General features: G+C 42.4%; 13 protein-coding genes. 1 reads left to right on the plus strand and 12 read right to left on the minus strand.

The window, feature by feature from the left end; all coding sequences use genetic code 11:
* Positions 1-13 precede the first annotated feature (13 nt).
* The 4 genes from fliD to MHM98_RS01920 form a co-directional block, all read right to left on the minus strand.
* Entirely contained in the window at positions 14-1417 is a 1404-nt protein-coding gene (gene fliD / locus MHM98_RS01905) for a flagellar filament capping protein FliD (protein WP_239437502.1), read from the minus strand.
* A 33-nt stretch (positions 1418-1450) separates the two neighbouring features.
* A complete protein-coding gene (locus MHM98_RS01910; protein ID WP_239437503.1) occupies positions 1451-1867 on the minus strand; it encodes a flagellar protein FlaG in 417 nt (138 codons plus the stop codon).
* 193 nt (positions 1868-2060) lie between these two features.
* Positions 2061-2879: a flagellin domain-containing protein gene (locus MHM98_RS01915; protein WP_239437506.1), complete on the minus strand. Its 819-nt coding sequence runs from the start codon at positions 2877-2879 to the stop codon at positions 2061-2063.
* 293 nt (positions 2880-3172) lie between these two features.
* Positions 3173-4624: a flagellin gene (locus MHM98_RS01920; RefSeq protein ID WP_239437507.1), complete on the minus strand. Its 1452-nt coding sequence runs from the start codon at positions 4622-4624 to the stop codon at positions 3173-3175.
* 278 nt (positions 4625-4902) lie between these two features.
* On the opposite strand from MHM98_RS01920, the gene MHM98_RS01925 reads away from it, so the two are divergent.
* Positions 4903-5073 (plus strand): hypothetical protein, encoded by a 171-nt coding sequence (locus MHM98_RS01925; RefSeq protein ID WP_239437509.1) that lies wholly within the window; start codon positions 4903-4905, stop codon positions 5071-5073.
* 22 nt (positions 5074-5095) lie between these two features.
* Here the strand turns inward: MHM98_RS01925 and flgL are convergent, their stop codons facing one another.
* The 8 genes from flgL to flgE all read right to left on the minus strand — a co-directional run bounded on the left by flgL (position 5096) and on the right by flgE (position 14247).
* Positions 5096-6346: a flagellar hook-associated protein FlgL gene (gene flgL / locus MHM98_RS01930; RefSeq protein ID WP_239437510.1), complete on the minus strand. Its 1251-nt coding sequence runs from the start codon at positions 6344-6346 to the stop codon at positions 5096-5098.
* 9 nt (positions 6347-6355) lie between these two features.
* A complete protein-coding gene (gene flgK, locus MHM98_RS01935; protein ID WP_239437511.1) occupies positions 6356-8365 on the minus strand; it encodes a flagellar hook-associated protein FlgK in 2010 nt (669 codons plus the stop codon).
* A gap of 47 nt (positions 8366-8412) precedes the next feature.
* On the minus strand, positions 8413-9348 hold the full coding sequence (gene flgJ, locus MHM98_RS01940; RefSeq protein WP_239437513.1) for a flagellar assembly peptidoglycan hydrolase FlgJ: 936 nt from the start codon (positions 9346-9348) through the stop codon (positions 8413-8415).
* Between the two features lie 10 nt (positions 9349-9358).
* The gene (locus tag MHM98_RS01945; RefSeq protein WP_239438049.1) at positions 9359-10432 is read right to left on the minus strand and encodes a flagellar basal body P-ring protein FlgI; all 1074 of its coding nucleotides are present in this window, start codon (positions 10430-10432) and stop codon (positions 9359-9361) included.
* Positions 10433-10522: 90 nt separating this feature from the next.
* Positions 10523-11200 carry a flagellar basal body L-ring protein FlgH gene (gene flgH, locus MHM98_RS01950; RefSeq protein WP_239437514.1) on the minus strand — a complete coding sequence of 226 codons (678 nt, stop codon included), beginning with the start codon at positions 11198-11200 and terminating at the stop codon, positions 10523-10525.
* 26 nt (positions 11201-11226) lie between these two features.
* A complete protein-coding gene (flgG, locus tag MHM98_RS01955) occupies positions 11227-12015 on the minus strand; it encodes a flagellar basal-body rod protein FlgG (RefSeq protein ID WP_239437515.1) in 789 nt (262 codons plus the stop codon).
* A 15-nt stretch (positions 12016-12030) separates the two neighbouring features.
* Positions 12031-12774: a flagellar basal body rod protein FlgF gene (locus MHM98_RS01960; protein WP_239437516.1), complete on the minus strand. Its 744-nt coding sequence runs from the start codon at positions 12772-12774 to the stop codon at positions 12031-12033.
* 162 nt (positions 12775-12936) lie between these two features.
* Positions 12937-14247 carry a flagellar hook protein FlgE gene (flgE, locus tag MHM98_RS01965; RefSeq protein ID WP_239437517.1) on the minus strand — a complete coding sequence of 437 codons (1311 nt, stop codon included), beginning with the start codon at positions 14245-14247 and terminating at the stop codon, positions 12937-12939.

The following is a 14247-nucleotide window of genomic DNA, read 5'->3' on the forward strand; positions in this document are numbered from 1 at the left end:
TCTAGGTTCAAATTTAACTACGATTTCCGTAGTTTGGTACGTTCGCCAATTGAGCTAACGCCCCCTGGCTCGAAGCGTTTAATCCAGCGACCAATGAATCCATTGCATTGTACTGTGCGAACAAGCGCGCCTCTAATCGTTCCATCTTTTCATTGAATTCCGTTGTACTTTCTTCTAAATCTTTAAGTTGATTTTCATAAGAATCAACTCTTGAATCTAATAAACCATTAGTTCTAGTATAATTCTCTAGTTTGTCATTAAAAGAAGTTGCGAATCCAGGCTTATCTTTGGTGCCTAAAAAGAAATTTTGCACAGCATCTGCATTTTTCTCTAACTGCTCATCTAGCTTTTCTTCATCGAAGCTAAGCTTACCATACCTATCTGACGTCACCCCCAATTGACTTAAAGTCAAAGTTTCGTCAGTCGCAGACTCATAAGTTGCACTCATCATGTTACGAAGGCTTGAGTTGAGGCTACGAAGCATGGCATCACCGGATAACACTCCACCATTTTCACCTTGGCCACCTGCCTTACCAACCTGATTGGCAACTTCGCGATAAGCATTATAGGCGTCAACGAACTTCGTTAGTGTTTCTTTTACGACATTATTATTTTCAGAAATGCTGATTTGTGAGATATCGTCGTCAACATCATGCGCCTTCTTAACGTTAATTGTTAATCCTTGAATTGCATTTTTAAATTCATTCGAAGGACTCGTTAACGTCACGGAACCATCGACCGTAATTGAAGCATCTCTAGCTTCAGTTAGCTGTGTTAACTGAGTTGCAGGATCGGTATTTCCCTTATCGAACTCGGCTAATCGACCAGATGCTCCCGAAACACTAATATCCAAAGCATTGTCAACTCCAGTATTTTTTGCACTCATGACTAAACGCTGCGCACCATTACTATCAGTAATAATAGTAGCTATTGCAGAATCATTACCATCAGCGTTATTAATCTTATCTCGAACGTCTTTAAGTGTATCTTCATCGGTAATATCAACGTCAAACGTTTTTGAACCATCAGCAGTCGCGATTGAAATAGTGCCAGCACCAAGCGTCTCTTCATTAGTAAAATTAGAGCTAATAACCTTATGTGCAGTCGCAAGATTATTAACTTTCAAATCAAAATTGCCCACTTGTGCAGACTTATCGGAAGTTACATCAAAGAAATTATCAGCGCCGGAAACACTTCTTTTTTGGAAATTATCTTCAGATGTTAAATCTTCAAGAGCCGTTTGTAATTTATCTAATTCACTTTTAAGTGTGCCTACTGCAGAGATTGAAGTATCTAAGTTAGTCTTTTGAACATTACTACGCTGTTCGAATGGCTGTCTTTCAGCCTGCACCAAACCAGTCACTATATCGTTAACCGGCAGGCCGGAACCTAATCCCGTAAATGAAATTCCTGACATTTTAAATCTCCAAAAACGCTAAGCTCAAAGCGATTAAGCTTGAGAATTGATAAAGTTACCTGCTGCGTCAGACAGTTTAGCAACCAATTCTAACACTTCTTCCGAAGGGTATTGACGAACAACTTCATCTGATTCTCGATCGATTACCTTGATTACATCGCGACCAGACTCTTCATGAACACTAAATTGCAATCCTTTATTTAAGCTACTGACGAACTCTTGCAATTTTTCAGCCAATACTTCAAGCTGCTCTTTAGAAACATCTTGATTTGTTAATGAATTTGCTTCTTCAGACTTTGCAACTACTTTCTCTAGTTTTCGCTCATTGGCAGCTTCAACACTCTCAGTTTGCTGATACGAGCTAACCATATTTGAATTGGATTGTTTTACTTTCTCAACAGCTGACAGCGATGACAATTGTTGATTAGCAATGGATGAATCAATATTCATTTTCACTTCCTCTTCATATTGTTCACATGACTAGTACAACTTACATGTTGAATAAATTAGGTTAAGTTTACCAAGTTTCTATAACCAAAAACACCGTTGCTGATAAATCAGGCAACGGCTGTTTATTATTTTCTCCACAAAGGATAATTTTAGCTGTGGAGAAGCCCGTCATTTGACAGGCTTACATCAACCATTAACCTAATAGACTTAATGCTGCTTGTGGTAACTGATTGGCCTGTGCAAGAATCGAAGTACCAGCTTGTTGCAGAATTTGGTTCTTAGTCATTGCAGCAGTTTCAACAGCGAAGTCAGTGTCACGAATTCGGCTACGAGATGCTGATACGTTTTCTTGAACATTAGCTAAATTAGAAATAGTGTGTTCAAAGCGGTTTTGAGTTGCACCAAGTTTCGCACGTTCAGAATCCACAGTAGCGATAGCAGCATCAATTGTAGCAATGTGCGCACTAACACCAGTACCAGTAGAAACAATAGCATTTACACCTAAACCAGTAGCATCAAAGTCTTGTGATAAATCTATTGTGATATTCTCAGCAGCTTTAGCACCTACTAGGAATGTTTTCGAGGTAAACGAACCGTCTAGTAATTTTTGCTCACCAAAAGTAGTTGTATCAGCAATACGAGTTAACTCATCTTTCAATGCTGTAATCTCTTCGTTAATCGAAGTTTGGTCAGCAGTTGAAACCGAACCGTTAGAGGCTTGAGAAATCAAGTCACGCATGCGGTGTAAGATATTAGTAGACTCTTGTAATGCACCCTCAGCAGTTTGTGCCATAGAGATACCGTCTTGAGCGTTACGTTGTGCTACACCTAAACCGTTAATCTGTGAAGTTAGACGGTTTGAAATTTGTAGACCCGCTGCATCATCTTTTGCGCTGTTAATACGCATACCAGAAGATAGACGTTGCATTGAAGTTTGTAAGCCAGAAGTTGACTTGCTTAGGTTATTTTGACCATTCAATGAAGCTGTGTTAGTTGATACGAATAAAGCCATGATGATTCTCCTATTAGCTACTGCTAAAGTTGTTTAATCTTAGTTAATGTCTTTAAGGGTGTGTTCCCTTGATAATTACTTAACGGCGGCAATAAGAGGTTCTTTAATTTTTTTTTGAAAAAAGTTTAATTTATTTTTAAGTTGTTGATATTTAAAAATATAAAAAATAGAAAATAACTAAACTTTGGCGAGAGGCAGTATTATGCCGCTTTTTTAGAGAGATTCAAACAACAAAAAGCCCACACGATGTGGGCTTTTTGTTTGCGCTAGCAGTATTATTGAAAAGTGTTGGATTAACCACCCAATAATTGTACCGCTGCTTGCGGGATTTGGTTGGCTTGCGACAAGATAGACGTACCAGCTTGTTGTAAGATCTGGTTTTTAGTCATCATCGCAGTTTCTTTCGCAAAGTCAGTGTCACGAATTCGACTACGTGCCGCAGAGTTATTCTCAACAACGTTTGATAAGTTAGCAATAGTTGTTTCTAAACGGTTTTGAATCGCACCCATCATTGCACGGTTACTATCAATGAATGCTAATGCATTATCGATAACCGAAATAGATAGCTGTGCGCCCGTCGCTTTACTGACATCGATATTATCAACCGATGCAAGTGCAGCTGAAGTTACAGTAGTCGGTGCTACTGAATCGTCACTACCTTGTACCGTGTAGTTAATTGGCGATGACAGACGAACAACACCTGTTGCAGTACCTGCTGGTGCACCATTATTCACGGTGAAAGTATCACCTGTCGCATTACCTTCATAGTCTAGAGATTCAAGACCCAAGTCATTTGTACCAACGTAGCTTGCGATATTGATGTCATCACCTTTCTCACTGGTTAGTACAATTTTATCATTAACAACTTCCGCTGTAATACCAGTTTTACCTGAAATCTTATTAATTTCATTAGCAAGTGGTGTCGCACTGTCAGACGCTACCGCAGCAGATACTTGAATTGGTGTACCGTTAGAGCCTTGTAGGGTAAATGATAATGAACCACCAGCGCCAAAGGCTGAAACGTCAAGTTCGACACCAGTACGTGCGTCAGCTTTAGCCGAAGAATCACTACGGTTAATTGCTGCCGCTAATTCTGCCGCCGAGTTACCAACAGCGCCTAAACCAGAATCAGTACCTTCACTACTTACGATAGTTAACGTGCCACTTACTGAATTTGCCGCGCCAACTGCGCCGTAACCATCATTACCATCACCAGCGATATCAACTTCGTATGAACCGATATCACGTGCACCGAATGCCGCTAAGCCCATGCTAATAGTTTCAAATGATTTCGCACCTACTTGGAAGCTCTCAGTACCAAATGAACCGTCAAGTAATTTACGATCACCAAAAGTAGTAGTCTCTGCGATACGTGTTAATTCTTGTTGCAGCTGAGTCACTTCTTCCTGGATCGCACGACGATCTTCAGGAGAGTTAGAACCATTCGCTGCTTGAATCGATAGATCACGCATACGGTGCAATATATTAGTAGACTCTTGCAGAGCACCCTCAGCAGATTGCGCTAACGAGATACCGTCACCTGCATTTCGGATTGCCACATTTAGGCCCGAAATTTGCGAGGTTAATCGATTAGAAATTTGTAAACCAGCCGCGTCATCTTTTGCACTATTGATGCGTAAACCAGAAGACAAGCGTTGCATTGATGTAGAAAGGGCACTGCCCGAAGTCCCTAAGTTGCGCTGTGCATTTAGCGACGTAACATTTGTTTGTACTGTAAGAGCCATAATATAGCCTCCACGTTGATGGCTGTTGCATCAACGATTGATGCCCACGAGCCGGTATAATTATTAAAAGTACTGTCTAGCTACGTAACTAAAAGCAACGGGTGTGCCAAAAGTTAAAATAAATGTAAAAATAAATTTAACCAACTAAATAACAACAACTTAAATCTAATTATCTTTAATTGATTTTATACATACCGTGTGAGTAGCGGCAACTTTGTCAACATATTGACCGCCTTGCCGCTTTGTATTTCGATCATTTAATGATCACCGACTGAAAAATGACAACTCTTGCCGCCATTTGCCACCCTTTGCCGATCATCCAAAGATCTAAAATAGGATCATTGGGCTCTGGAGTACTATTTGTGGAATTAAATAAAGAAATTAAAGAAACGGTGCTGGCGAGAGTGAATTGCCATATAGAGGAAAGAATAAAGAAAAAAGCCGCTTAATAAATTAAGCGGCTTATAAAATTTAGAGGAAGTTAAGCAGATTCATGTTCTGCACTTGCGAAAATGCCGTTTGCGCAGCTTGCAGGGATATTTTTCGTTGTTCAAACTGAGATATAGCTTCTACCATATCTAAGTCTTCAAGTGCCGAGCGCGATTTTTCAATCGTTAGATTATAGTCTTCATGGCGCTTATCCTGACTCTCGGTAACTTGCAGTCTGGCACCGATTTCCGCGCGAATACCACCCAGTTCAATTTGAATTTGATCGACATCGCCAAGAATATGACCAATTTCCAATTGGCGCTGTGCTTCATCAACACCCACGCCGTTTGGTTTCTCTAACCAATCGATAGCATCTTGAATAACACTAAACATATCGACATCTTTTTGCGGCGTTAATGAAATTGAATCGCCATCTTGTGGCGTCTCTTCCATTTTCACAGATACACCATTAAAGCTCACGGTCCCACCAGCGACATAAGGCGCAGCAGCAGTTGGCGGTGTAGGATATTGTTGAGCGCCTGTACTATCTAATACAGTCACCCCCATTTCACCGCTTGGCATGGTGGCAAAGTTGATGGTGTAATTATCTGGATTGCCCACTGGAACATAGTTGGCTCTACTGCTAATACTCGCGTCACTAATTCGCGCGCGATCGACATTATCAATACCCGCATTGAGATTGTAGGTTGGACGAAAATCACCAGTACTACTTGCCACTTCCATGAAAATCTTTTCACCAGAGTCACTAGTCGCTACGCGAACACCAGGACCAATGTTCGTTTCACGTTGACCATTGTCGCCGTGATACATCACACTGTTGTCACTTTGTTGTTCAAACGGTGGATTTTGAGTTTTAAAACCACCAAACACATAGCTGCCAGATTCATCTCGACTATTAGCCAGCGATAACAACTCTTCCTTACGCTCTTTAAGTTCATCGGCAATTGCCTGACGCGCCGCATCATCATTACCAATGCTGTTACCTTGAATGATCAAATCTTTGACGCGAAACATCACATCTTCTGCTGATTTCATAGCTGACTCTTGCACGTTAATACGCGAATCGGCGAAATCGATGTTAGTTTGATATTGCTTTAATAGCGCCTGCTCTTGGCGAATATTTAAAATTGAGTTGGTCGCAACCGCATCATCACCAGCGGTAATAACGCGTTTACCTTCAGAGATATTTAAGATCGACTGATTAACACTCGATTGGCGCTCAATAATATTAGTAGTATTGCGGTGGTAAAATTGGTTAGTTGATATTCTCATCACTATCTCCTATCGAGCCGCTTGTAATAGAGTGTTAAAAATTTCATTAGCTGTAGAAATCACTCGCGCGCTGGCTGAATATGCCTGTTGGAATCTAAGCATATTTGATGCCTCTTCATCGAGGTTAACGCCAGAAGTGTTCGACATTCTCGCTTCAGCCTGACTAAATAAGGTTCTTGCGGCGCTGGCTTCAATATTTGCCGTTGCGGTGGCCGAGCCAACACTGGTGACTGATTCTTCATACAAATCGTTCATGGTTGAGCGGCCTTGGTTAGCCATTTTTTTGTCAACTAGACTCGCCATTTCAAGGGCATTTTTATTGTTACCCTCGCCTACCGCGTAATTAATTTTATAGCGCTCTGGTGCATTAACACCTTCACCGCTTGCTAAACCATTAAGCTGAAAACTCATGCCGGCCGCTTGAAACTTCAATGGACTCGAGGTGTAAGTAGCTGTAGTGCCAAGTGCCGCACCATTTTCGTCAAATAGTGGCTGTGCAGTACCTGAACTATCGAGCATGCGATAATTAAAAGTTCCCGCAGGCGCTTCATAGACTTCCAACGTTAAATCATTGCCCGCGCTTGGAAAGCCAGCAGCACCAGTGTTATCGACGCTGGTAATTTCCAATTTGGCGGTGTTTACGTTTTCATCGTCAGCGTACACTTCAACAATTGACGATGTCGCAATTTGCTCCGGCTGAGTTAGGTTAACCGTTAAGTTTGTCGCACCTAAACGCGTCGGCTGAATAATAAAGCTATCGCCATTGGCTGGCGCACCACCTGTTTCTTTAAAGGTAAAGCCATCACTTGTTGCATAAGTACGGCTACCTACTGGCGCAGCTGGATTTTCTGGCGTTAATACTTGTGACTCGCCTGTCGACTGATTGGTTAGCGTGTAATTAGTGCCGTCATATTCTAAGCGATAGTCATCGCTTGAAAGCTGATTAACATCGGTAATATCTACCGCGCCAGTTAGCGTCCCCGTATTGTCGAAATCAGTAAGGAAACGGCGAGCCGATGATTCAGTGTCATTAATATCTTTAAATAGATTTTGACCTTGTAAGCCGTTGAGATCCATCCCTTGTGATTGCGCCGTATTAAAAGCATCAGCCACGGTAATGGCGGTTTGGCCGAGCTTGTTCATAGTGTCAGATAACACACCGTCCCGGTAGCCGATTAGCGCGCCCATGCTGCCACCAATGCTGCTACCAGGCAGTCCCTGTTTGGCACCAGAAGGCGACTGAATGTAGATTTGCGTTTGACGAGGATCAGGATTACCGCGATCAACACCAACAGAGAAATGGGTTGTGCCCGTCACTAATGTTTGACCGCCCGCCATATAAACATTAAGCGCTCCGTCATTAGTTTCTACTGTCGATACTGATGTATAGCTCGATAACTCTTTAACGAGATTATCGCGCTTATCCAGTAAATCACTCGGCGTTGAATTATTGGCAGAAGCTTTTACGATATCGCGGTTAAGCGCCGCCAATTGTTCGGCAATCTCTGTCACGTTAGTTGCTGAAGATTCTAAATCTTCATTCACAGAATTATATTCCGCATCCAGTGCCGATTGCACTGAACTCATATTTTTTGAAAGTGTATCGGCTTTTGACAGCATTACCTCACGCAAACCGATATCACCCGGCACGTCAACCAGTGAGTTTACCGCCGAAAATAAATCGTTAAGAGAGGTCGAAATGCTTTTGCCGATTAACGACATGGTTTCATCGAGACGCTGCATTTTTGACGCGGTTGTTTGCGCTGCCGAATCTAAGGTTTGATTAAACACAACTTCGTTATAGCGAAATTGATCGAATACACGTTCGATTTGAGAAATACGAGTACCAGTACCAGCAAAATTATTACCAGCACGCACTGGGCTGCTAGTTTCTTGCAAAATGGTTTGACGTGAAAACCCATCAGTATTCACGTTGGCAATATTGTGACCTGTGGTTCCCAAGCGTTGTTGGGAGGTTAGCAATCCACTGACACCAACCTGAAGTAAATCAACACCCATGTCTATTCCTCAAAATCTCTCAATCGTTTTTGCGCCAACATAATTTGCTATGGCGCGAGTTTTGAAACCTGTTTTAGGACTGCCATGATCTTAGACGCGTAGTTTGGATCAGTGGCATAACCTGCTTGCTGTAACTCATGCAAAAAGCTTGCCGAGTTTTCAACTTTGCTTAAGGCTTTTTCATAACGAGGAGAATTTTTGAGAAACTGACCAAAGTCAATAAAGCTTTGTTCGAAGTCTTGATAACGTCTGAAAGACGCTTTTTCTTTGAGGGGAACGCCTTCACGGTACTCGATAGTCGACACTTCTGTACTATCTCCATCCCAGCGTTTGTCTGCTTTAATATTAAATAAATTAAAGCTAAATTCACCTTTGTCTTTACCGACAATTTTTTGACCCCAGCCTGTTTCAAGCGCCGCTTGAGCAATCATTGTCTGAGGCGATAATCCTAACACCTGAGCTGCTTTTTTGGCATAAGGCATCATTTGCTCAACAAAATCCTGCTGTGATTTAAAGTGAGCAGTCTCATTGTCAGCAGCTTGGGTTTTAACTGAAGCATTATCAGCCCGATTAACTGGCGATGATTTCGCAGCTTTCATTGGCAAATCATTGTTGGTACGCAATACCGACGCAGGAGTTACGCCACTCGTTTGCGGGCTAAGCTGCTGTACGATTAATTCGGCTAAACCTAAACTGCCACTTTCACTGAGCTCAGTAGCCATTTGATCATCGTGCATGTTGCGATAAGTTTCAGTACCTTGACTGTTAAACGGCGAATCTGCTTCAAAGGCTTTATTAGCTTCACGCATACTCTTTAACAGCATCTTCATGAAGATACCTTCAAATTGCTTCGCGACTTTATTAAGTGCCGCTTTTTCATCGCTTTGTGCTTCTTGACGTAGCTTGTCTAGACTCGCAATGTCTTGATAATTCGACTGACTTGTCGGCAATTGACGCGATAATGATTGAGCAAAACTATCCATGATTCGCTCCTTAAATAACAACCAGTTCGCCGTGAAGAGAACCCGCCTGTTTAAGCGCTTCAAGAATTGCCATTAAATCTGATGGCGATGCACCAACAAGATTCACAGCCTGAACTAGCTCGTCAAGTGTTGTTCCCGGCGCGAACTTAAACATCCGGCTATCGGCTTGATTAACATCAACTAATGAGTTTGCAGCAACTACTGTCTCGCCTTCTGCTAGCGCATTAGGTTGTGAAATTACAGGATTTTCAGCAATGGTTACCGTCAAAGAACCATGAGTAATCGCTGCTGGCTTAAGACGTACTTGCTGACCGATGATAATGGTGCCAGTACGTGAATTAACGATGATCTTTGCCGCCGCTGTAGCTGGATTAACATTTAAGTTTTCTAAATGAGCTAAAAAGAATACTCGCTGACTAATATCTCTTGGCGCTCTAACTTGGATAGATGTTGCGTCTAATACTTTTGCGACAGCTTTCTCTTTAGTTGGATTGCTTGAGCCACTTAGCGCTTTATTGATCTCTTGAGCAAAGGCTTGCGCCGTTGAAAAATCAGGATTATGTAGATTAAAGGTAATGAAGTCACCTTGACCAAACGCACTTGGTACTTCACGCTCAACAGTCGCACCGTTTGGAATGCGGCCAACTGTTGGCGTGTTTTGAATAACTTTTGAACCGTCAGCACCTTCGGCGCTAAAACCAGATACCATCATGCTGCCTTGAGCAACCGCGTAAACGTTGCCATCAAGACCTTTAAGGAAAGTTCTTAATAACGTACCGCCACGTAAACTCTTAGCACTACCAATTGACGATACTGTAATGTCGATTGTTTGGCCCTGTTTAGCAAACGCATGTAAATCGGCGTGGATAGCCACTGCCGCGACATTTTTAATTTTAGGGTTTAAGCCTGCAGGCATTGATATGCCAAAGTTTTTGAGCATTGTCATAAAACTTTGGTCAGTAAACGGGCTTTGCTCACCCGTGCCAGGTAAGCCAACGACTAATCCATAACCGACCAGTTGATTCGAACGAACGCCTTTCACCGACGCCAAGTCTTTGATGCGCTGCGCGTTTGCGCTAGTCATGCAGCAAAGACACAATGCTAATAGCAATAGGCTTTGATTAAAGAAATTAAGCTTTTTCATTCGAATTCTCCTGACGGTAAATTGACGTTTTTAAAACGGCCACCAACCACTATTAAAGAATCGTGCCAACCAGCCAGCTTTTTGTGCATCAGCGAATGCACCAGTGCCAGAATACTGAATTCGAGCATTCGCAACCTTGATAGAATCCACCTGATTATCGGCGCTAATGTCCTGTGGGCGGATGATTCCATTAAGGCGAATAAACTCATCACCATTGTTAATGGTAATCCACTTTTCACCGCGCACAATTAAATTACCGTTACCTAACACCTGCATTACGCTTACCGAAATAGAGCCAGTTAAGCTATTTGACTGATCGCTCGTGCCTGTCCCTTTAAATTCAGAGTCTTGATCAAGACCAAACGCCAATGAATTGCCACCAATAGTAACGTTTGCGCCGTTGAGCCCAGTAACAGGTGTCAAAGTCGCGCTATTTTCTTTCTTAGTATTACTGTTGGCTTTTTTCTTAGCAGAAGTGTTTTCACTTAACACCACTTCGATAATGTCACCAACGCGACGCGCTTTAACATCGGCGTATAAACTTTCCAATCGATTAGCGTCAAATAATGAGCCCGTTTTTACGATATTGACTGGTGGTTGCTCAGGATAAATTGGCGCGTAATAAGGATCATCAGCGATCGGCTTATCTTGAGTCGACATACAACCCGACAATAAAATGACAGATGCGATAGTTAATGCTTTTTTCATGGTATTCACTCTCCTACAGCTAACGATTAAAGTTGCTGTGTCACGAAGCTCATCATTTGATCTACTGCTGAAATGACTTTCGAGTTCATTTCATAAACACGTTGTGATTCAATCAAGTTAACCAACTCTTCCGTCACATTAACGTTTGAAGTTTCAAGCGCCCCTTGACGAATAGAGCCCAAACCATTTAACCCAGGATTACCTTGAATTGGCGTACCACTTACGCCCGTTTCGGTGTACAGGTTCTGTCCCATTGGCTCTAGGCCTTGTGGATTAATAAAGTTAGAAATTGTTAGCTGACCAATGACAGTGTTTTCCGCCTGACCGATTTGACGAACAGAGACTTCGCCTTCAGAAGAAATGGTAATACTTTGCGCATCTTGAGGAATAGTGATTGTTGGCTGTAGTAAGTAACCACTACCAGGCGTAACAATTTGTCCCTGTTCATCAAGCATGAACTGACCGTTACGGGTATAAGCAATGTTACCGTCGGGCATAAGAATTTCAAAAAAACCATCGCCTTCCACCATCATATCCAATGAATTTTCAGTGGTTAGCATGTTGCCTTGAGTAAACTCTTTTTGAGTGGCAACAACTTTGGTACCTGCACCTAACATTAAACCTGCTGGTAATTCGGTATTTTGCGATGAACGACCACCCGGTTGGTTGATGTTTTGATACAACAGATCTTCAAATACTGCTCGAGATTTTTTGTAACCGACGGTACTGGCGTTAGCCAAGTTATTTGAAATTGTAGCGATATCAGTTTGCTGTGCGTCTAGCCCTGATTTACTTATCCATAATGCAGCATGCATGTGAATTCTCCTAAATTAAGATAGACGTAGCAAACGATCTTGTGATGTATCGACTTCTTCAGCCGTTTTCATCATCTTCACTTGCATGTCAAATTGTCGTTGAAGGCTGATCAAATCAACCATTTCGCTAACCGCGTTAACGTTACTGCCTTCAAGCATTCCGCTGGCGATTGTCACATTAGCGTCATTTTCAAAAGGACCGCCATCTTTACGGCGGAACAGGCCATCTTCACCTTTAACCAAGTCGCGCTTATCGGGGTTAACCAATTGCAAACGCCCGGCTTCTTCAGTCACCGTAGCTGGCGCGCCTTGTGGATGAACGGTAATAACACCGTCGTTACCTATTTTTAATTTATCGAGGGGAATTGGCAGCGCGATTGGCCCATTGTCACCTAATACCAATTGACCAGCGCCATTGCGCAGCATGCCTGCATTGTCAATTTGTAATGAACCAGCACGTGATAAGGCTGGTGTTCCATCTTTAGACTCAACCACTAACCAGCCATCGCCTTGCACTGCGACATCTAAATCGCGAGCCGTCGTTATCATGGCACCATGAGAAAAGTCTTGCGCAGGGCGTTCAGTGAGCGAGAACACGCGAGTTGGCATACCTTCACCATAAGCTTGCATTGAACGCGCCTGCTCAATATCTGCTTTAAAGCCAGTTGTTTTAGCATTAGCAAGATTATTGGCACGCAATGCGGTTGCGTTTAAGTTTTCTTTGGCGCCACTCATGGATATATAAAGTAATTTATCCATCATTCACCTCGTCAAAAAAATAGCGTTTTGCTGAAATCAGCGTTGTTATTCTTGAGAATGCAACGGGTGTGCCAAAATAAAGAAATAAAATTTAAGAAATGATAATTGTAGGAAAGAAGGCGCTTAAACCACAGGTAAAAGCGCCTTAGGTAATCAGATTAATTATCTGATTTGTAAGATAGTTTGTGACAAGGTTTGGTTAACCTCTAGTGCACGAGAGTTGGCTTGGAAGTTACGCTGTGCAGCAATCAAATCAACTAATTCAGTAGTTAAGTCAACGTTTGCTTGCTCTAGGGCGGCAGACTTAATAGTACCAAATGTGCCGCTATCACCTTCACCAGCTAATGGCTCGCCAGAACCTTGACTCGCTTTCCAAGAAGTATTACCGATTTGCGTTAAGCCTTGCTCATTTCTAAAGCGCGCCATAGCAACACGGCCAAGAGGTTGTGAACTACCATTACTGTATGTCGCTTTCACCAGTCCGTCTGGGCCAATTTCAACACCAGTTAATCGACCAACCGTTAAACCATCTTGCTCAAGAGAAGTTACCTCAAAACCTGAAGAGAACTGCGTTGGCCCTTCAAGACGCACATTAACGTTTTGCGTACCATCAGCACCAGAGCTATAAACACCTGCACCTGGAGTACCTAGCGGCTCTAATACAATATCAGGATTCGCAGGCTGTTGATAAACACCGCTATTAGTGAAGTTAACCACCGCACCAACATGATTAGTACCCGCTGTTGCAGCAGTTAGGTTAGTGGTCGGCGCTACAGCATCAACTTTTTTACCGTCAACTGCCGTGAACATCGCCCATTGATTCGGCGCAGTATCATCTTTTACAAAATAACTAGTTTGAACATGTGCTTCACCCAAGGAATCGTAAATAGTAATGGAAGTTGAGTGGTTGTAAGTCGCTGGATCTGAAATATCAAAGTTTGCAACCGTTTTGCCTGTCGCGTTCGCCGGTAAGTTAGCCGCCATGTTCACCATACCCGTCTTAACCGGCACACCTGCAGTTTCAGGAATTTGCATACCTGATGTCGATGTCAAATTAATGGCAGCCGATGTACCGTCATTATTTACAGGGTAAGTTTGTAAATAATTGCCGTTAGAATCAACGATAAAGTTTTCATTGTTAAGCTTAAAGGCACCAGCACGAGTAAAAGTTAGATCTTTAGAATCTAAACCATCAGAAGTAACAAAAAAGCCTGGACCTGTAATCGCTAAATCTAACGCGTTATTAGTAAATGATAAACTACCTTGATGGAACTGCTGCGCCACTTGCGCCGTAGTTACACCGTCACCCGCTTTAGTACTTGAGTTAGTAAATAAAGAAGAGGCGTATACATCGGCAAACTCTGCGCGAGATTCTTTAAAACCAATAGTGTTTACGTTAGCAATGTTATTTGCAGTAACATCGAGATCCTTCTTCGCTGCTGAGATACCACTGAGTGCAATATTAAAAGACAT

This window comes from Psychrobium sp. MM17-31, from assembly GCF_022347785.1.
Lineage (GTDB): Bacteria > Pseudomonadota > Gammaproteobacteria > Enterobacterales > Psychrobiaceae > Psychrobium.

Excerpts from the sequence above, each read along its gene's own strand:
- MHM98_RS01915 (WP_239437506.1), bottom strand. The coding sequence starts at position 2,879 with ATGGCTTTATTCGTATCAACTAACACAGCTTCATTGAATGGTCAAAAT.
- flgH (WP_239437514.1), bottom strand. The coding sequence starts at position 11,200 with ATGAAAAAAGCATTAACTATCGCATCTGTCATTTTATTGTCGGGTTGT.
- flgL (WP_239437510.1), bottom strand. The coding sequence starts at position 6,346 with ATGAGAATATCAACTAACCAATTTTACCACCGCAATACTACTAATATT.
- MHM98_RS01945 (WP_239438049.1), bottom strand. The coding sequence starts at position 10,432 with ATGACTAGCGCAAACGCGCAGCGCATCAAAGACTTGGCGTCGGTGAAA.
- flgG (WP_239437515.1), bottom strand. The coding sequence starts at position 12,015 with ATGCATGCTGCATTATGGATAAGTAAATCAGGGCTAGACGCACAGCAA.
- flgK (WP_239437511.1), bottom strand. The coding sequence starts at position 8,365 with ATGGGTGTTGATTTACTTCAGGTTGGTGTCAGTGGATTGCTAACCTCC.
- fliD (WP_239437502.1), bottom strand. The coding sequence starts at position 1,417 with ATGTCAGGAATTTCATTTACGGGATTAGGTTCCGGCCTGCCGGTTAAC.
- flgJ (WP_239437513.1), bottom strand. The coding sequence starts at position 9,348 with ATGGATAGTTTTGCTCAATCATTATCGCGTCAATTGCCGACAAGTCAG.
- MHM98_RS01925 (WP_239437509.1), top strand. The coding sequence starts at position 4,903 with ATGACAACTCTTGCCGCCATTTGCCACCCTTTGCCGATCATCCAAAGA.
- flgE (WP_239437517.1), bottom strand. The coding sequence starts at position 14,247 with ATGTCTTTTAATATTGCACTCAGTGGTATCTCAGCAGCGAAGAAGGAT.
- MHM98_RS01910 (WP_239437503.1), bottom strand. The coding sequence starts at position 1,867 with ATGAATATTGATTCATCCATTGCTAATCAACAATTGTCATCGCTGTCA.
- MHM98_RS01960 (WP_239437516.1), bottom strand. The coding sequence starts at position 12,774 with ATGGATAAATTACTTTATATATCCATGAGTGGCGCCAAAGAAAACTTA.
- MHM98_RS01920 (WP_239437507.1), bottom strand. The coding sequence starts at position 4,624 with ATGGCTCTTACAGTACAAACAAATGTTACGTCGCTAAATGCACAGCGC.